Origin of the sequence: Dysgonomonas sp. Shenzhen-Wh21, assembly GCF_043392705.1 — a bacterium.
Taxonomy (GTDB): domain Bacteria; phylum Bacteroidota; class Bacteroidia; order Bacteroidales; family Dysgonomonadaceae; genus Dysgonomonas.
Map to the genome: position 1 here is coordinate 1 of NZ_JAIXHZ010000187.1, position 20,172 is coordinate 20,172.

Annotated in this window: 11 protein-coding genes; 10 read left to right on the forward strand and 1 reads right to left on the reverse strand. The window is 38.5% G+C overall.

All coding sequences use genetic code 11. The features are described from left to right. The 10 genes from LDB17_RS13165 to xylE form a co-directional block, all read left to right on the forward strand. On the forward strand, positions 1 to 2,165 hold a 2,165-nt coding region (locus tag LDB17_RS13165), incomplete at its 5' end, for a TIM-barrel domain-containing protein (RefSeq protein ID WP_393925070.1). A gap of 76 nt (positions 2,166 to 2,241) precedes the next feature. After that, a complete protein-coding gene (locus LDB17_RS13170; RefSeq protein ID WP_252636653.1) occupies positions 2,242 to 5,409 on the forward strand; it encodes a TonB-dependent receptor in 3,168 nt (1,055 codons plus the stop codon). A gap of 21 nt (positions 5,410 to 5,430) precedes the next feature. Further along, positions 5,431 to 7,047, forward strand: coding sequence for a RagB/SusD family nutrient uptake outer membrane protein (locus LDB17_RS13175; protein WP_252636652.1), 1,617 nt, complete (start codon positions 5,431 to 5,433; stop codon positions 7,045 to 7,047). A 19-nt stretch (positions 7,048 to 7,066) separates the two neighbouring features. Further along, complete coding sequence (locus tag LDB17_RS13180) at positions 7,067 to 8,983, forward strand: hypothetical protein (RefSeq protein ID WP_252636651.1); 1,917 nt, start codon at positions 7,067 to 7,069, stop codon at positions 8,981 to 8,983. A gap of 76 nt (positions 8,984 to 9,059) precedes the next feature. Then, complete coding sequence (locus tag LDB17_RS13185; protein WP_252636650.1) at positions 9,060 to 10,766, forward strand: cellulase family glycosylhydrolase; 1,707 nt, start codon at positions 9,060 to 9,062, stop codon at positions 10,764 to 10,766. 123 nt (positions 10,767 to 10,889) lie between these two features. Continuing rightward, positions 10,890 to 13,388 carry a sugar-binding domain-containing protein gene (locus tag LDB17_RS13190; protein ID WP_289781669.1) on the forward strand — a complete coding sequence of 833 codons (2,499 nt, stop codon included), beginning with the start codon at positions 10,890 to 10,892 and terminating at the stop codon, positions 13,386 to 13,388. Between the two features lie 270 nt (positions 13,389 to 13,658). Continuing rightward, positions 13,659 to 14,375, forward strand: coding sequence for an NUDIX domain-containing protein (locus LDB17_RS13195; RefSeq protein ID WP_135103868.1), 717 nt, complete (start codon positions 13,659 to 13,661; stop codon positions 14,373 to 14,375). A 33-nt stretch (positions 14,376 to 14,408) separates the two neighbouring features. Further along, positions 14,409 to 15,890, forward strand: coding sequence for a xylulokinase (locus tag LDB17_RS13200; RefSeq protein WP_252636649.1), 1,482 nt, complete (start codon positions 14,409 to 14,411; stop codon positions 15,888 to 15,890). 32 nt (positions 15,891 to 15,922) lie between these two features. Next, positions 15,923 to 17,251 carry a xylose isomerase gene (gene xylA, locus LDB17_RS13205; RefSeq protein ID WP_252636648.1) on the forward strand — a complete coding sequence of 443 codons (1,329 nt, stop codon included), beginning with the start codon at positions 15,923 to 15,925 and terminating at the stop codon, positions 17,249 to 17,251. Between the two features lie 172 nt (positions 17,252 to 17,423). Beyond that, positions 17,424 to 18,980: a D-xylose transporter XylE gene (gene xylE, locus LDB17_RS13210; RefSeq protein ID WP_252636647.1), complete on the forward strand. Its 1,557-nt coding sequence runs from the start codon at positions 17,424 to 17,426 to the stop codon at positions 18,978 to 18,980. A gap of 74 nt (positions 18,981 to 19,054) precedes the next feature. Here the strand turns inward: xylE and LDB17_RS13215 are convergent, their stop codons facing one another. Beyond that, positions 19,055 to 20,167: an ABC transporter permease gene (locus LDB17_RS13215; protein ID WP_252636646.1), complete on the reverse strand. Its 1,113-nt coding sequence runs from the start codon at positions 20,165 to 20,167 to the stop codon at positions 19,055 to 19,057. Positions 20,168 to 20,172: the final 5 nt, after the last annotated feature.

Here is a 20,172-nt window from a genome sequence, read left to right on the forward strand (position 1 = left end):
ACAAAACAGGAAAAGAAGGTGGGCTGACCGCTACTTATATGGTAAATGCCGATCCAAATAAAGTTTTTGTAGAAAGAGCAGAATCGCAGATTGATTACGAAAACCTGGAAACAGTAAAAAAGTTTCCTCAAGACTTTCCGTTCTTTAATTCTCGCATCACTTGGGAAGGAGATATAGAAGCAAAGGAAACAGGCAAATATCATTTTATACTTTATTATGCAGGTTATACGACTATATCATTGGATAATGAGGTAATAGTGCCTGAAAGATGGCGTACGGCATGGAATCCGAATAGCTATAAGTTCACAGTGGATATGAAAGCCGGCGAAAAGCGTAAAATAAAACTCGATTGGAAACCTGATGGTGGTATTTCATATATAGGACTTAAAGCTTTGAGCCCGAAATCTCAGGAACAACAAAACAAGTTGGCTCTTTGGTCAGAGATGGGCGACCAGATCGACTATTATTTTATTCGTGGAAACAATGCCGATGATGTGATCAAAGGATATAGGACAGTTACAGGAAAATCGCAAATTATGCCTAAATGGGCAATGGGATTCTGGCAAAGCCGCGAAAGATATAAGACTCAGGCAGAATTGCTTGGCGTTGTAGATGAATACCGCAAGAGAAATATACCACTAGATAACATCATATTAGATTGGTCGTATTGGCCGAAGGATGCATGGGGAAGCCATGATTTTGATACCGAGCGTTTCCCAGATGCAAAAGGGATGATGGATAGCGTACATGCAAAAGATGCACATATTATGATTTCTGTATGGCCTAAGTTTTATTATACAACAGATAATTACAAGGCTTTTGACGAAAAAGGATGGATGTTTAACCGTGCTGTGAAAGATAGTATCCGCGATTGGATTAGCCCGGGTTACATTGGAGGATTTTATGATGCTTACAGTGAAGGTGCTCGCAAACTATTTTGGGACCAGTTGAACGAAAAGCTATACTCTAAAGGTATTGATGCTTGGTGGATGGATGCTTCCGAGCCGGATATTTTATCAAATGCAAGTATGCAGTACCGTAAAGAGCTAATGACTCCTACAGCTTTAGGTCCATCAGTTGAGTACTTTAACGCTTACGCTCTTGTTAATGCACAGGGTATTTATGAAGGTCAGCGTTCTACTAATCCTAACAACCGTGTCTTCTTGCTTACCCGTTCTGGCTTTGCCGGATTGCAACGTTATTCTACAGCTACATGGAGTGGCGATATTGGTACTCGTTGGGAAGATATGAAAGCTCAGATTTCAGCCGGACTTAATTTTGCTATGTCGGGTATTCCTTATTGGACAATGGATATCGGTGGTTTCTGTGTCGAAAAACGTTATGAAAATGCGAAAGAAGGCTCAGAAGATATGAAAGAATGGAGAGAGCTGAATGCTCGTTGGTTCCAGTTTGGAGCATTCTGTCCGCTATTCCGTAGTCATGGACAATATCCTTATCGTGAGATCTACAATATTGCTCCTGAAGGTCATCCTGCATATAATAGCATGGTTCATTACACCAAGCTTCGTTACCAGATGATGCCATACATCTATTCATTGGCCGGAATGACATACTTCAATGATTATACTATTATGCGTGCTTTGGTAATGGATTTCGGAAAAGATGCTGCTACTCATAATATAAGCGATCAATATATGTTTGGACCTAACCTCATGGTCTGTCCGGTATACCAATACAAAGCAACATCCCGAGACGTATATTTCCCTGCCGGTACAAATTGGTACAACTATGATACAGAAGAATATGTTACCGGAGGAAAAAGTGTAAAAGTATCTGCACCTTACGAGCGTATGCCTCTGTTTGTACAAGAAGGTTCGATTTTGCCTATGGGGAATGATATTCAGACTACCAAACAAAATCAAACAGATCTCACCATAAAAGTATATACAGGTAAAAACGGAGAGTTTACTTTATACGAAGACGAAGGGGTGAACTATAACTATGAAAATGGGGCATATTCGACTATTAAGTTCAGTTATGATGACGCTTCTCAGCAGCTTACTGTCGACGATGTTAAAGGCGAATATACAGGTATGGCTAAGGATAGAATATTTAAAATAGAATGGATTACCAAAGGAAAGAAAAACACAATATCTGAAGTGAAATACTCAGGAAAGAAGCTCTCTGTAAAAAGGGCAGAATAAAGCAGAATTATTGTTATTACATAAATCACTTTTAGTTCAGATTCACTAATACTATTAAAAAACCATGAATGAGAAAATGACTAGATTTTTTCGGCAAACAAGTTGCATTTGTTTGCGGAGGGTATATCTGATGCTTATTATCAGCTTACTCTCAGTTGCTGGGCTTTATGCACAGTCTGTACGTGGAATATCGGGAACCGTCACTTCAGAGGGCGAACCTCTTATTGGAGCCTCTGTTGTAGAAAAAGGTACAACAAATGGTACCCTGACAGATGTTGACGGAAAGTTTACCTTAAGTGTGAAAGAAAATGCGACGATCGAAGTGTCCTATATTGGATTCACTTCTAAAACGTTTGCAGTTGGGCAACAAACAGTATTCAACGTAGAGTTGAAAGAAGAAGCAAATGTGTTGAATGAAGTTGTAGCCATAGGTTATGGTGTTCAGAAGAAAAAGCTGAATACAGGTGCTACGTTACAAGTAAAAGGCGATGAGGTAGCTAAATTAAACACTACCAATCCTCTTCAGGCTCTTCAGGGGCAAGCTCCGGGAGTACAGATTTCCTCTACGTCCGGACAACCGGGTGCAGATATGAAAGTTACTATACGTGGACTTGGTACAGTAGGAAATTCAGGGCCGCTTTATATTATCGATGGAATTGAAGGAGATATCAGTGTGTTGAATGCCGCAGATATTCAATCTATCGATGTTTTGAAAGATGCTGCATCTGCTGCCATATATGGAGCTCAGGCTGCAAATGGTGTTATTTTAGTAACTACAAAACAAGGATCGAAAGGAAAAGGACAAGTTTCTTTTGATGCATATTATGGGGTGCAGAATGTTGCACGTAAAGCCAAAATGCTCAACGCCAATGAATATATGGCAATAATGAATGAGCAAGCATTAAATTCGGGATCGGCTTTGTTTGACTTTGATTCGATGGGTACTCTTGCCAATACAAACTGGATTAACCAAATGTTTAAAGATGATGCTAAAACTGAAAACTATTCGTTGAATGTGAATGGTGGTTCAGAGGCTTCTGTCTATGCACTCTCATTGAACTATACATCTCAGGAAGGTATCGTTGGAGGTAAGGATGTCTCTAATTATGAGCGTTATGGTTTCCGTATCAATACAGAGCACAAGTTGTATAAGGAGGTGTTGAAGGTAGGACAACATCTAAACTTTAACTATATCAAGAATAGAGGTATAAGTGTTGGAAACCAATATAATAATACTTTGCGTGGAGCATTTACTACATCTCCTTTGTCGCCTGTATATAGCGATAATAATATCTATGACAGTCCGTATAATGATACGAGCAACTCGCCATGGTATAATGGTGATGGTAATCCATACGGTTTAATGATGACTAACTCCAACAATAAGAATGATTCTCAAAGATTGATGGCTGATATATATGCAGAATTAGAGCCAATAAAAAACCTTAAGCTAAAATCAGTATTCGGTATTAATTATTACGCATCCGAATATCGTAGCTTCGAGCCATTCTATCAGTTCTCTGTATATACTTATAATAAAGATCATACGACTACATTACAGAATATGAGTAAAGGTCATACGCTAACTTGGACTAATACCGCAGGTTATGATTTTACCTTGGCCGATGATCATGCCATCAATGCTTTAGTAGGTATGGAGGCTACACGTTATCAGGGAACATTCCTTTCCGGATCTAACTGGAATCTATTATCTCAGTTCAATGATTTCTCACATGCATACTTAGATAATACAACAGGACAGGCCCATTTGGATAGTGATGGCAATATTGTAGAAACAAGAAGTGTAGGTGGTAGACCTGAACACGATTATCGTCGAGTGTCTTATTTTGGGCGTGTTGGCTACAACTATAAAGAGAAGTACATGTTCAATGCAACTTTGCGAGCTGATGGTTCATCTAAGTTTGCAAAAGGTAACAGATGGGGATACTTCCCTTCGTTCTCAGCAGGGTGGGTGATTACAAATGAAGACTTTATGCAAAGTATTGTAGAGAGCAGAACTCTCGATTTTCTGAAACTTCGTTTAAGTTGGGGACAAGTTGGTAACCAAAATATAGATGATGATCAATATCTTGCACCAATAAATACTTCCACTGGTTATACAAGTAGCGATCCCGCTGCATATTATAACTTCGGAACAAACAAAACAAACACTGCGGGAGCTTATCCAAGCCGTTTGTCTAACGAAAGTGTTAAGTGGGAGACTTCAGAACAGCTCAATATTGGGTTTGATGCCTATATGCTAAGAAATAGATTAGGAATCAATGCTGATTTTTACACAAAGAAAACAAAAGATTGGCTGGTTGTAGCTCCTATATTAGCTACTGCGGGAGCCGGAGCTCCATATATAAATGGTGGTGATGTGAAAAATACAGGTATTGAACTAGGTTTAACATGGAGAGACAATATTGGCCAAGTAAACTATAATATAGGCGTAAACGGATCTTACAACAAGAATAAAGTGGGTAATATCCCAACAGATGATGGTATAATTCATGGTCTGACAGGAATGCTTTATGATAACTCAGAGGAGTTTTACAGAGCTCAAAATGGTTATGCAATTGGTTATTTTTGGGGTTATAAAACTGCCGGGTTATTCCAAAGTGAGGAAGATATCGAGGCTTGGAAAGCTGCAGGTAATGGTATTCTACAGGCTGACGTAAAACCGGGAGATGTTAAGTACGTTGATCTCGATAAAAATGGAAAAATAGACGCTACAGACAAAACCGATCTAGGAAATGGTATGCCTGATTTCTCTTTTGGATTTAATATCGGTTTCGAATATAAAGGATTTGATTTTAACCTGAATGCAAATGGTGTAATGGGCAATAAGATTGTTCAATCGTACCGCAATCATACCAATAAACAGGCCAACTATACAACTGCAATCCTTAATCGTTGGACAGGTGAAGGCACATCAAACAAAATACCCCGTGTAACAGAGACAAATATAAACTGGCAATTCTCTGATTTATATCTGCAAGATGGTGATTTCTTACGTATAAGCAATATAAGTATTGGTTATGATTTTGCGAAACTAATCAACCTGAAATGTATCAGCCAGTGTCGTCTGTATGCATCAGTGCAAAATGCATTCACATTTACTAAATATGATGGAATGGATCCGGAGATCGGTTATGGTACATCAGGCTGGGTGTCAGGAATAGACTTAGGTTATTATCCTCGCCCGAGGACTTATTTATTCGGTGTGAACCTTAAATTTTAACCATTAAACGAGATATAAACTATGAATAAGTTTAAACATATATTAGTAGCAGTAGCTGTAAGTATGGGACTATTCTCCTGTTCTGATAGTTATCTTGATACAGAATCTAAAACAAATCTGACCGATGGTAGTTTTTATAAGACTGTCGCAGATATGGAAATGGCCTTGATCGGTTGCTATGACGGATACCAGCGTACTACTTCTGATGGAGGGGTTGCGCATTATGTCACCTCAGAACTTCTATCTGATAATTGTTTTGGCGGAACCGGTAATACTGACGGACGTGCTTATCAGGCTTTAGACCGCTTCGATATTACACAATCGCCTTCTGATAATAATATATTTAACCAGACTTGGATAAGTTATTACGCAGGCATCTTTCGTTGCAATACGTTATTGACTAAGATGGAGGCCTCAGACTGGAGCGATCAGGCTGCAACCGTAAACCGTATAGCAGGCGAAGCTCGCTTCATTAGAGCCCTTTTGTATTTCGATCTTGTTCGTTTGTTTGAACGTGTTCCTCTTCTTACTGCACCAACAACCGATAATGTACCTCAGGCTGATCCTACTGATACATACAAGTTGATCGTTGAAGATTTGAAATTTGCTGCAGCTAATATTCCTGCCGATGCTTACCCTAAAGCTAAAGCTAGTGAGAATGACGGTCGTGTAACCAGTTTTGCTGCAAAAGCTTTATTGGCTCGTGTATATTTATTCTATACAGGTTATTATGCTAAAGATGATTTGGGGGTAACCAAGGCTGAGGTATTAGCCGGGTTAGAAGATATCGTGGATAGTGGTGAGTTTGATCTATTGCCTACATATAAAGAAATGTGGCCTGCAGCAAGCTATATACCGAATGCTGACGATAATAAATTAGATAAATCGGGGTATGCAGGAGCAGGAAATGTAGAAGTGATTTTTGCAGAAAAATTCAATAATACATCCGACTATAACGGAATGGTAGATGGAAACCGTTGGTTGGTTATGTTGGGAATGCGTAATACAAACTGGTCGCCTTATGGTAAAGGCTGGGGAGCGTGTACTGTAAATCCTAAATTAGTGAATGCTTTTGCTGCTAACGACCAAAGAAAGACAGCATCAATAATTGACATAGCTAAAGAAGGAATTGAAGCTAAGTATGATAAGAAAGACCAACGCGAGTATACCGGATATTCAAATAAGAAATATACACCAACAGCTTTGCCTGATGGTACTTCTGATACCGGAGGTGATAATGACTTTCAGATTTCTCAAGATCAGGATTATATTATTATACGCTATGCGGATGTACTGTTAATGGCTGCCGAATTGGGGTCAAATAATGCACAAAATTATTATGACCAAGTGCGTAAGCGTGCAGGACTTACAACTAAGACAGTCTCCCAAGCTAATATTATGGAAGAGCGTCGTTTCGAATTTGCATTCGAAGGTCTTCGCTATTGGGACTTGCTTCGTCAGGGGCTTGATGTTGCTGCTTCTACTATTGCTCAGTCACAAAAAGTATTGAGTGGCAATGCAGAAGATGAAGTTGTAATCACTGCTGAGAATATTAAGAAAACAAGAGGTTTCATGCAGATACCGAATACTCAGATTACATTATCTAAGAATGTTCTTACTCAAAATGCAGGTTGGTAACAAACAAAAACTAATAATTATGAAGAAACTGATTAATATATTTACATTATTCGCTCTTTTTGCGATGATGTTTGTTTCTTGCTCTCCTGATGATTATAGTTTAGGAAGTAAGAATGTAAAAGCAGAAGATTTGGTTGAAGGTATAGCTTTCAAGATTGAACACGATGCTTCAAACCCCAATATTATTTATCTGACAAGTTTGATGGGAAATGGTTATACTCCACTATGGAATCATCCTCAGGGACGTAGCCAGAAACAAAAAGTGACGTTGAAAATGCCTTTCCCAGGTACTTACAATGTAACATTCGGGGTAGAAACACCTGGAGGAATTGTATATGGAGAACCTGTTACTTTTACGGTTGATGATTTTTATGCAGACTTTGTAAATGACGATGTGTGGACTATGATCTCGGGAGGAGTAGGTAAATCCAAAACATGGTACCTAGACCTTGATGCCGAAGGCGTTAGTCGTCATTTCTTAGCTCCTATGTATTTCTTCACAGGTACATATAACTGGGATGCCCTTCATACAGCTTCAGGAGATAATTATCTTGATGCAGATGCATGGGATTGGAAAAAAGCTATCACTCCTCTTGCCGGAGACGATGGTAATGCTTTATGGTATTGGCTTGCAGACTGGCCGGGTAATAAATGGATGTGTGATGCTGCTGACTTTGGAACAATGACATTCGACCTGATTGGCGGTGCAAATATTAAGGTAGATCAACAGGCTTATGGCTTAGGATCTTACAATGGTTCGTATATGGTTAATGTAGATGAACACACTATTGCCTTTACCGATGCTTATCCTGTAAATGTAACAAGCAGAAATGGAGAAGTACTGGCAGCTACCGAATTCAGAATATTATATTTGTCGGAAGACTTTATGCAGATCATGCTTGTTCCGTCGGGTACATGTTTCAACTATATTTCTAAGGAATATAAAGATAATTGGGTCGCAGGAGACCCAGAACCTCCATATAACGGAAATGCAAATGATGATTTAACATCAACATTTACAAAGAAATGGAAGTTGTCTGTTAATACTCCATATAACTGGACTGGTCTGGATGGGACTTTCTTGAACAATTGGAGTTCGCCGGCTGACTATTCTGTTGCAGGTTATCCATACAATAAGAGTATGATTGATAATATTTCTTTGTCGATGACAAAAACAGGAGAGAAAACCGGAAGCTATATACTTACGGATGGTGCTGCTAAAGAACTGAAAGGTACATATAAGACTGATGCTAACAATAATATCATCTTCGATAAGGACATTAGCTTTGCTATATCTGGGTCACAGATGTTATCTACAACAGGGGATAAAGCTCTGCGAATTATCAGAACAGAAATCAATACATTTGGTGATTTGTCTGGTATATGGTTGGGTAAACGCGATGCTTCCAAGAGTGAATATATGGTTTATCATTTTGAGCTGTCTGCGTCAGGTGACGATGAAAGTGTAGCTGTTAAGAAAATGCTTTGTGCGCATACTTGGAAAATAGATGTGAAGGGTACTAAGTTTGGAGGTCCTCTCACATATGCCGACCCAATTACCTTTCCTGCATTGACAGGGGCATGGACACCAGGCCTTTCAGATAATTCATGGGTAATGATAGATGGCGATCATGGTTCTATGAAGTTTAATATGGATGGTACAGTGAATATCATACAGAAAACAGTTAAAGATGGTGCTTTCGATCAGACAAATAATCTTTCGGGAACCTGGGTCTATAATCATGATAATTATAGTCTGAAATTGAATGTACCAATGTTGCATGCAGATAATTTTACATTTGCTGTTGCTGATTGGAGTGATAGTCGTATTCAGTCTGTTGGGGCAGATTACTTACGTTTAAGTGTGATAAGAGATCCCGCTTTATCAGGCGAGAGTCGATGGCTATTTGTGTATAATTATATACCAGCTGATTAACTAGTCTCTGTGATTTAAGGATAGTAACCAATGAAAGGGTTTTGTTAAAAACCCTTTCATATTATATCAACATAGAATGAAAAAATATAAGTTTTTGCTTTATACACTTATCTGCGTTTGCTTGACATTTTTCTCCATTTCTTGTTCCGGCGACGAAGATAAACCCGATCCGGAGTTAATTGTTTCAACAGATAACTTAGCTTTCACAAAAGATGGTGGAGATAATGCCATACATATAAAGACAAACCAGAAATGGACTGTAGCTAGTTCTGAGTCTTGGTGTACTGTTTCGCCTGCATCCGGAGAAGGAACAGGCACTATAAAACTCACAGTATCAGCTCAGGCTAATACCACAACAGATATTCGTAATGCGACCCTGACAATAACTGCGGGGAATATAAAAAAAGAAGTAGCCGTTACACAGGCTCTGACAAATCTACTTGTTGTAAAGAAGAATATATATGATGTAAAATCAGAAGGAGAAAATATAACTGTCGAGCTACAAACATCAGACTCTCACGAAATAGTAATAAATGGAGATTGGATTACAAAATCCTCAACGAAAGTAGTTTCGGACGTTTCCGAAGTTTTTGTTATTGCTCCTAACAAGAATATTTTTGAAAGAGAAGGTACTATAGTATTCAAAGTCGGTAATTTGTCAGAAACAGTTACAATTGCTCAAGCAGCAACAAGTCTGAATATTGTGGCTGATAAGACAGGAATGAATAACGACGCTCCGGCTCTTGCTGCAAAAATGGGACTTGGGTGGAATTTAGGCAATACGCTCGAAGCGACAGATGGAACTACTGCCGGAGAAACAACATGGGGCAACCCAAAGGCGTCTAAATCTTTGATAGATGGAGTAAAAGCAGCCGGATTTAATACCGTGCGTATACCATGTGCGTGGAATGCATATATCGAAGATCAGGCTACATATAAAATATCGGATGCAAGACTTGCCCGTGTGAAAGAAGTTGTAGACTATTGTATTGATAACAATATGTATGCAATAATTAATATCCATTGGGATGGTGGCTGGCTTGAAGAAAATCCAACCTACGACAAACAGGTCGAAGTAAATAAAAAGCAAAAGGCATTGTGGGAACAAATTGCTGTTTATTTCCGTGATTATGACGAACACCTCCTTTTTGCAGGGACAAACGAAGTTCATGCCAATTATAATACACCATCGGCAGAAAATATAGAAGTACAGCAGTCATACAACCAAACATTTATTAATGCAGTGCGGTCTACCGGAGGAAAAAATACTTGGCGTAACCTTATCGTTCAGTCATACAATACGAATATAGACTATGCAGTAAACTATATGAAAATGCCTACAGATCCTACAGCCAATCGTATCATGGCGGAAGTTCATTACTATGACCCTTACGATTTTACATTAGCTGAAGAAAATATAATTTTCCTCTGGGGTAAAGATTTTTCAGGTGCCGGAGTCTCCACATGGGGACAAGAAGATTGGGCTGATACGCAATTTGGAAAAATTAAAACAAATTTTGTAGATAAGGGAATCCCTGTAATCTTAGGTGAATATGCTGCAACATTAAGAGCATCGTTGAGTACTGCCGATTATGCAAATCATGTAAAGGCTCGTAATTACTATCTGAATTATATAACTAAAGTGGCAGTTCAGAATGGACTGATTCCTGTTTATTGGGATAATGGTCCTACGGGTGATAAAGCATCTGGTCTGTTCAATAGAACTACCGGAGAGCAAGTACATACAGATGCTATTAATGCTATTATTAGCGCAGGGAAATAAAGTATAGAAAAAGATTGTGAAATCTTTATTGGTTTTTATGGGTTTTTTAAGGTTGAAATTGATAGAGGTCGGATATGTATCTTCCGACCTTTATTTCTAAATTTAAGGATTATAATATCAGACATGAAAAAACATTATCTATTTCTTTTTATTTGTACAGTTCTCTTTTCGTGTTCTTCGTCAAAGAAAGTAAGAGAAAATGTAGACTTTACCGAAGGTTGGAAATTCTATTTGGGAGATGATTCTACAGCATATAATGCTCAATATGATGATGCAAAGTGGAGAATTCTTGATCTTCCTCACGACTGGAGTATAGAAGCAGATTTCTCGCTCAAGAATCCGGCTACTCCCGGAGGTGGAGCATTACCGGGTGGTATAGGTTGGTATCGCAAAGACTTTGTGGTAGATAAATCCTGTGAAGAAAAGAATGTATATATCGATTTTGATGGTATATACAGGAACAGTAAAGTGTGGATAAACGGACATCTTTTGGGAGAGCGTCCCAATGGATATATTTCGTTTCGTTACGACTTGACTCCGTATATTAAAGTCGGAGAAAAGAATGTTATTGCTGTTCGTGTAGACAACTCGAAACAACCCAATTCACGGTGGTATTCCGGTTCGGGTATCTATCGCAATGTATGGTTAGTAACTACAAATGCTTTACATGTTGACCTTTGGGGTACTTATGTAACTACACCTATAGTAACGAAAGATAATGCCGAAATTAAAGTCCAAACGAATATAAAAAACTCATCAAATTCTGGTCAAAGATTCGAATTGTATTCTATCCTAATAGATAAAGAAGGTAAAGAGATTGCTAGAATAAATAATTCAGAAAGTGTTGGTGCCGCAGAGAATGTCTCTATGGGGCAAAGTTTGAAAGTCTCAAATCCAATCTTATGGTCGATAGACAATCCATATCTGTATAAGATAGTAACCCGTATAGAACAAAATGGGAAGGTTGTAGACGAGTATGAAACTCCGTTAGGTATTCGCTATTTTTCTTTCGATCCGAATAAAGGATTCTTTCTGAATGGCGAATCTGTAAAGATAAAAGGGGTGTGTAATCACCACGATTTAGGATTCTTAGGTGCAGCCGTTAATACCAGGGCTATTGAACGCCAGCTCGAAATTCTGAAAGAGATGGGATGCAATGGTATTCGTACCTCTCATAATCCACCTGCCCCAGAATTGCTTGACTTGTGCGACAAAATGGGATTCATCGTTATGGATGAGGCTTTCGATATGTGGCGAAAGAAGAAATCACCGTACGATTATTCCCAATATTTCCCTGAATGGCACGAACGGGATTTGACCGATCTTATTCTTCGTGATCGCAATCATCCTTCTATCTTCATGTGGAGTATAGGAAATGAAATTCTTGAACAATGGTCAGATATAAATGCCGATACATTAGATTTGCAACAGGCTAATATGGTCTTAAATTTTGCCAATACATTAAACAAAAAAGATATTGACGCAAAAGAGCTTCACGTAAATTCTCTTTTGACTATAAAGCTGGCTGATATTGCCAAAAAGCTTGATCCTACACGACCGATTACAACAGGAAATAATGAAACAGAGCCATCCAATCATATCTTCCGATCGGGTGCGATGGATATTATCGGTTTCAATTATCATGAAAATAATTGGGTGAATTTTCATGAGAAATTTCCGAATCAAAAGCTGATTATTACAGAGTCTACATCAGGTCTAATGTCTCGTGGATATTACGAAATGCCTTCCGATAGTATGAACATTTGGCCCGAGAGATGGGATAAGCCTTTCGACCGTCCTGTGCATCATTGTTCATCATATGATAATTGTCATGTACCTTGGGGTAGCACTCACGAAGATACATGGAGACTCGTGAAAAATTATGATCATATTTCGGGTGTCTATCTGTGGACAGGTTTCGACTATTTGGGTGAGCCTACTCCATTCTGGTGGCCATCTCGCAGTTCCTATTTCGGAGTAATTGACCTTGCTGGATTTCCTAAAGACATATATTATATGTATCAGAGTGAATGGACAAATAAGGATGTTCTTCACATCTTTCCGCATTGGAATTGGAAAGAGGGGCAAACTGTAGATATATGGGCATATTTCAATAATGCTGATGAGGTAGAATTGTTTTTGAACGGTTTGTCTCTAGGCAAGAAAGCCAAAGAAAAAGATGTATATCATGTGTTTTGGCGTGTTCCTTTCCAAAAAGGAACTCTGAAAGCTGTTTCTTATAAAGATGGAAAAGAGGTGCTGACAAGGGAAGTTAAAACAACAGGTGATCCTATTTCCATAAGGCTTACAGCAGATAGGCAGACAATCAAAGCCGATGGGAAAGATTTGTCATTTATTACGGTTGAGGCTTTGGAGGCAGAGGGCAACCCTGTTCCTGTAGCTGATAATCTTATAAACTTTACGATAGAAGGAGATGGTTTTATAGCCGGAACTGATAATGGAGATCCTACTGATCCGAATTCTTTGAAAAAGCCTTCAAGAAAATTGTTTAGTGGAAAAGCTTTGGCTGTTGTGCAATCTCATAAAAAGGCAGGGAAGATAATTTTAAAAGCAACCTCTTCTAATTTGAAGCAAGCTTCTATAGAAATAAATAGCAAATAATATACTTTTTTATTTAAACATCTTATTGTGGGAATTAACATATAGGCTTTCGGGCTTATATGTTAATTTATTTTCGTGTAACGTATTTATTAATAGGTGTTTATTAATGTGTAAATTACAATATCTACCTTCTTCTTATTGTATTATGTATGATATGTAATTGATTGTAATGCAAATCTTTAACTAAAAATTAGTGTAGCATTGTTGCTGTGTTTTAAAATGAAGTTATATATTTGTACTTAGTACAATAAGTTTTATAGCCGGATTACCATGAAAATAAACTTCATTCACACTTATGTCTCTGTCGATTGCGTTGTGTTCGGATTCGAGAACGACAAGTTGAATATATTATTGGTACAGCGTAACACTGATAAAAGAAGGAAAAAAGACCTGAAACTTCCCGGAAGCCTTATATATGACCAAGAAGATGTGGATGACGCTGCAAATCGTGTTTTATTTGAGCTTACAGGGATAAAGAGGATGTCGTTAAAGCAATTTCGTTGTTTTGCTTCACCGGGCAGATCCAATAACCCGGATGACAGAAAGTGGCTCGACACAGCTTATCAGCCAAATATCAATCGCCTGATTACTGTTGCGTATTTATCTCTTTGTAAGGTGGATCGGAAATTGAATAATGTTTCGAAATACAAGCAAACAGAATGGTGTCCGATTGATAAAATACCACAAATGCCATTTGATCATAATCAGATTGTGAAAGAATCACTCGTAGAGATCTGCCGATGGATAGAATACAATCCTGTTATAGTTTTCGAGCTCTTACCTCAGAAGTTTACGATAAGTCAGTTGCATAAACTGTATGAAGCAATATATAATAAGAAAATTGATATACGCAATTTCCATAAGAAGGTAGCAGCTATGAGTTATGTTATTCCTTTGGAGGAGAAACAAAAAGATGTGTCTCATCGTGCAGCCCGTTATTATAAATTTGACAAAAAGGCTTATAATAAGTTGAAAACAAGTATATAATCGATTTAAAAAACATAAAAACACTCATCTATCATGTATTTATTAGGATATGATATTGGTAGCTCTTCGGTAAAAGCTTGTCTGGTAAATGCCAGCACAGGTAAAATTGTTGCTTCAGACTTTTTTCCGAAAGAGGAAATGAAAATTACAGCTGTAAAATCGGGATGGGCAGAACAAGACCCTGCCGACTGGTGGGCAAACCTGAAACTTGCACATCAATCTGTGATGCAAAAGTCGGGAGCAAAAGGAGAAGATATACAAGCTATCGGTATTACCTGGCAAATGCATGGGTTGGTGCTCGTAGATAAAGATAAAAATGTACTCCGTCCCTCTATAATATGGTGCGACAGCCGTGCTGTACCTTATGGCGAAAAGGCATTTAAAGCCATCGGTGAGGAAAAATGTCTGAGTCATTTGCTCAACTCTCCGGGTAATTTTACTGCATCTAAACTAGCATGGGTAAAAGAAAATGAACCTCATATCTATGAAAAAATAGATAAACTGATGCTACCCGGTGATTATATCGGGATGAAATTAACAAATGATATCGTTGTTACTATCGAGGGAATGTCAGAAGGTATCTTCTGGGATTTTAAGACAAATACGTTATCTGAAGAAGTACTGAATCACTATGGAATACCGAAGAGTTTTTTCCCTGAGATAAAACCTATTTTTGGTATACAAGGCTATGTTTCATCTTCGGCAGCCAAAGAACTTGGATTGAAAGAAGGTATCCCGGTTTCTTATCGGGCAGGCGATCAGCCTAACAATGCTCTTTCTCTCAATGTGTTTGAGCCGGGCGAAATAGCTTCTACCGCCGGAACATCGGGTGTTGTATATGGAGTGTTGGATCAGCTGAACTACGATAAACTATCGCGTGTAAATACTTTTGCGCATGTTAATTATACGCCGGAACAAATCAGACTTGGAGTGCTGCTTTGTATCAACGGAACAGGTATTCTTAACTCATGGCTGAAACGAAATTTGGCTCTTGAAGGCTTATCGTACAGCGATATGAACGCTCTGGCTGCTCAATCACCTATTGGAGCGAAAGGTATTAGTATTATTCCTTTTGGAAATGGAGCCGAGCGTGTATTGGAAAATAAGGATGTTAATTGCTCGATACATGGAATCAATTTTAACATCCATGACAAGAAAGATATTCTTCGCGCAGCACAAGAAGGTATCGTGTTCTCTTACGAATATGGTATGGAAATTATGCGCGAGATGGGTATGAATATTTCTACAGTGAAAGCCGGATATGCGAACATGTTCCTAAGCCCGATTTTCTCGCAAACACTAGCCAGTGTAAGTGAGGTGACTATCGAGCTGTATAATACAGATGGTGCTGCCGGAGCTGCTAAAGGAGCGGGTATTGGTATAGGGCTTTATGCTACACCTCAGGAAGCTTTTGCTTCTCTCGAAAAATTAGCAGTCATAGAACCTGAGAAAGATAAGAGAGATCAATATAGAGAGGCATATCAACAATGGAGAAATCTGGTAACTAAAAAATAAATTATTAATCATTTAAAATAAAAACTATAATCATGGAAATTTTAAAAGGAACAAAAGAATTTTTTCCGGGTATCGGAAAAATCAAATTTGAAGGAAAAGAAAGTAAAAATCCGTTAGCATTCCGTTTTTATGACGAAAACAAAGTGGTAATGGGAAAAACAATGAAAGATTGGACTCGTTTTGCAATGGCATATTGGCATACACTATGTGCTAATGGTGGCGATCCATTTGGTGGAGCAACTATTCATCACCCATGGAATATAGGAGACGATGCTATCAGCCGTGCAAAATACAAAATGGATGCAGCTTTCGAATTCATGACCAAAATGGGAATCAACTATTATTGCTTCCATGATGTAGACTTGGTAGATGCAGGTAATTCTTGGACAGAATATGAAAAGAACTTGCATACAATAGTAGACTATGCAAAAGAAAAACAAGCAGCTTCGGGAGTAAAACTTCTTTGGGGTACAGCAAATGTTTTCAGCCACGAACGTTATATGAATGGTGCTGCAACAAACCCTGATTTTAATGTAGTTGCAAGTGCGGGAACTCAAATAAAGAATGCTATTGATGCTACTATCGCTCTTGGCGGGTCTAACTACGTGTTCTGGGGAGGTCGTGAAGGTTATATGAGCTTGTTGAATACCGACATGAAGCGTGAAAAAGATCACTTGGCTCAAATGTTGACAATGGCTCGTGACTATGCTCGCAAACAAGGATTCAAAGGTACATTCCTAATTGAACCTAAACCAATGGAACCTACTAAACATCAATATGACTTCGATACAGAAACTGTTATCGGCTTCCTTCGTCACTATGGTTTAGACAAAGATTTCAAAGTGAATATTGAGGTTAACCACGCTACTCTTGCAGGTCACACATTCGAACACGAATTGCAGGCTGCTGCAGATGCGGGTCTATTGGGTAGTATCGATGCTAACCGCGGAGATTATCAGAATGGTTGGGATACAGACCAGTTCCCTCTCGATATCTATGATTTTGCTCATGCATGGTTGGTATTGTTACCTTATGGCGGGTTAGGAAATGGTGGTGTAAACTTCGATGCTAAGATACGTCGTAATTCTACAGATATGGACGATTTGTTTATTGCTCATATCTCGGGTATGGATGTATTTGCACGTGGCTTATTGGTTGCTGCTGATATTCTTCAAAGCTCAGATTACAACAAATTACGTAAAGAGCGTTATGCTTCATTCGATGGTGGAGACGGTAAAGCTTTTGAAGATGGCAAGTTAACTCTTGAAGATCTACGCACAATTGCACATAAAGTAGGCGAACCTAAGCAAATAAGCGGTAAGCAAGAGCTTTATGAGGCTATTGTAAATATGTATATCTAAACATATAACTAGGGATTGTTTTTAAAAGTAATAGCATTCTTATCAAAAGTTCCTCACTTTTTTCATTCTGAGTGTAACGAAGATTTTTCAATTCACTTCGTTCGATATGACAACTAGAAAATATAAATTGCTTTTAAAACAATCCCTTTGTTCCTTAAATAATTATTGACCAATGAAAAATGAAGCGAGTAAATCATATACGCTAAAACTGACACTGATTGCCACACTGGGTGGATTGCTGTTCGGTTACGACACGGCAGTTATCTCTGGTACGGTAGAGTCGCTCCGTCACTTTTTTATAGAGCCGATGGGATTATCATTGAACGAGGCCAATGCAATGGAAGGCTTCGTGATAAGTAGCGCTCTGATTGGCTGTATCTTTGGTGCGGCTATGGCAGGTTGGGTAAGTCAGACTTTTGGACGTAAAAAAGCATTGTTTGCTGCGGCTATTTTATTTCTATTAGCAGCAATAGGGTCTGCATGGCCCGAAATAGGTTTCCAGATGCCTAGTGCAGGAGATCACTCTTTTGTATATCATTTTGTTTTTTATCGTATAATCGGTGGTGTAGGAGTTGGTATAGCTTCGATGGTCTCTCCTATGTACATCGCAGAAATAGCACCTCCCAGCAAGAGAGGTAGCCTTGTAGGACTTAATCAGTTTGCCATAATATTTGGTATGCTGGTAGTATATTTTGTAAATTATTTTATAGCAAAACAAGGAGACACAGAGTGGCTCCATACAACAGGATGGAGATGGATGTTTGCTTCGCTAGCTATTCCATCAGTCATATTCTTCCTTTTATTGTTTATTGCACCCGAAACACCAAGATGGCTTGTGATGAAAGGTCACACCGCAAAGGCAGAGGGTATTCTTACCAAGCTTGTAGGTAGCACAATGGCTAAGCAAGAAATGGTGGAAATAAGACAAAGTTTTGATAATGAGGAAACAGCATCATTAAAACCATATTATCGTTTTATGATGACATGGCTTATCTTATTTGTTGTGGGTCTTATTTCCCTATCGTTAGTCGGAGTTTCAAGTGCATTGGAAATCTCTATGATAGCAAGCTTTGTAATAGCATTGTATGTTCCTGTTAAATCTTATGGATTCCTGATTATAATGACAGGCGTATTGTTATCTGCATTTCAGCAATTTGTGGGTATTAACGTTGTGTTATACTATGCTCCCGAAATATTTAAGAGTATGGGATCGGGTACAGACTCGGCACTGTTGCAAACTATCATTGTAGGTATTATCAATCTGTCGTTTACAGTATTGGCTATTATGACTGTTGATAAATTCGGACGTAAGCCTCTGTTGATTACAGGAGCTTTAGTGATGGCAGTATCTATGCTTGGCTTGGGGACATCTTTTTCTCAAGGATTACCCGGTACATTGAAACTTGTGTTTATGCTTACATATACAGCCGGTTTCGCTATGTCATGGGGACCTGTTTGTTGGGTTATGCTCGCAGAGATATTCCCTAACTCGGTGCGTTCGAGCGTAATGTCTATTGCTGTAGCTGCACAATGGGTATCAAACTTCTTAATCTCTTGGACATTCCCTATCATGGACAAGAACGATACATTAGTAACGATGTTCAATCACGGATTTGCATACTGGGTATATGGCTCACTTGCAATTCTTGCAGCATTGTTTGTATGGAAACGTTTACCTGAAACAAAAGGTAAGACGTTAGAAGATATGGAAAAATTATGGAAAAAATAGAATAACATTTTGAATGTTAAAATAGGTTGATAAAGTAGGAGGTTTGTTGTGATAATAAGCCTCCTACTACTTTTTTAGTTTGTCTTTTTATAACTGATGATAGCCCAAGTGTTGAAAAACACCACAAATCCCAGTAATGCAAACATCTGTGTGGTTAAGTCCATAAATACACTACCCTTGAGATAAACCATTCGCATCACTTGTATGAAATACTTCAAAGGATTGAAAATCGTAACAATCTTAGCCCATTCGGGCATACTGCTTATCGGAGTAAACAGACCGCTCATTAATATCAGAATCATTATAAAGAAGAACATCACGAACATAGCTTGCTGCATGGTATTTGAATAGTTGGAGATAACCAGTCCGAATCCGGATACCACCAGAATATAAATTCCCGAAAAAAGATAGATTGTTAACAGGCTGCCAACCGGTAATATATTATAGACAAATGCTGCGAACCCAAAACAGATAGTAAGCACCGTGAATCCGATAACCCAGTACGGAATAAGCTTTGCTAAAATGAATGTAAATTTATTTACGGGAGTTACGTTCATCTGCTCTATTGTACCCATTTCTTTTTCGCTTACAATGTTTAGTGCCGGCAGGAAGCCGGTTAGCAGTGTAAGTAGTATTACCATCAATGCCGGAACCATAAAGACTTTATAATCCAAATTAGGATTGAATTTGTACTGAGGTACGATGTTAATAACGGGTAATACTGCACCCTCTCTTTTGGGAGACCATTCTTCTCTGATATCCGATGAAAAATCGGATAGTATAGCACCCATATATGAAGAACTTAGTGAGCCTTTCACGCCATTGACTGTATTTGCGGATATCATAACATTAGCCACTCCTGTTTTTACAAGGTTTTTCTCAAAATTGGGTTGTATTTCGAGTATAACATCTGCTTTACCCGACTCGATACTATGCGAAGCTTTATCACCCGATAAAGAGACATCCGTAAGATGAAAATATCCGGATGAGGTTGCCTTGCGGACTAATCTTTCGGAATAAGTGCTATGATCATTATCAACAATACTTAGCTTAATGTTTTTTATCTCCTGATTGGCAGCCCAAGGCATAATGAGCATCATCATAATTGGCATGCCTATGATTAATCTCGGAAGAAATGAGTTCCGCATAATCTGTTTAAACTCTTTTTCGATCAAAAACTTTATCATGATAA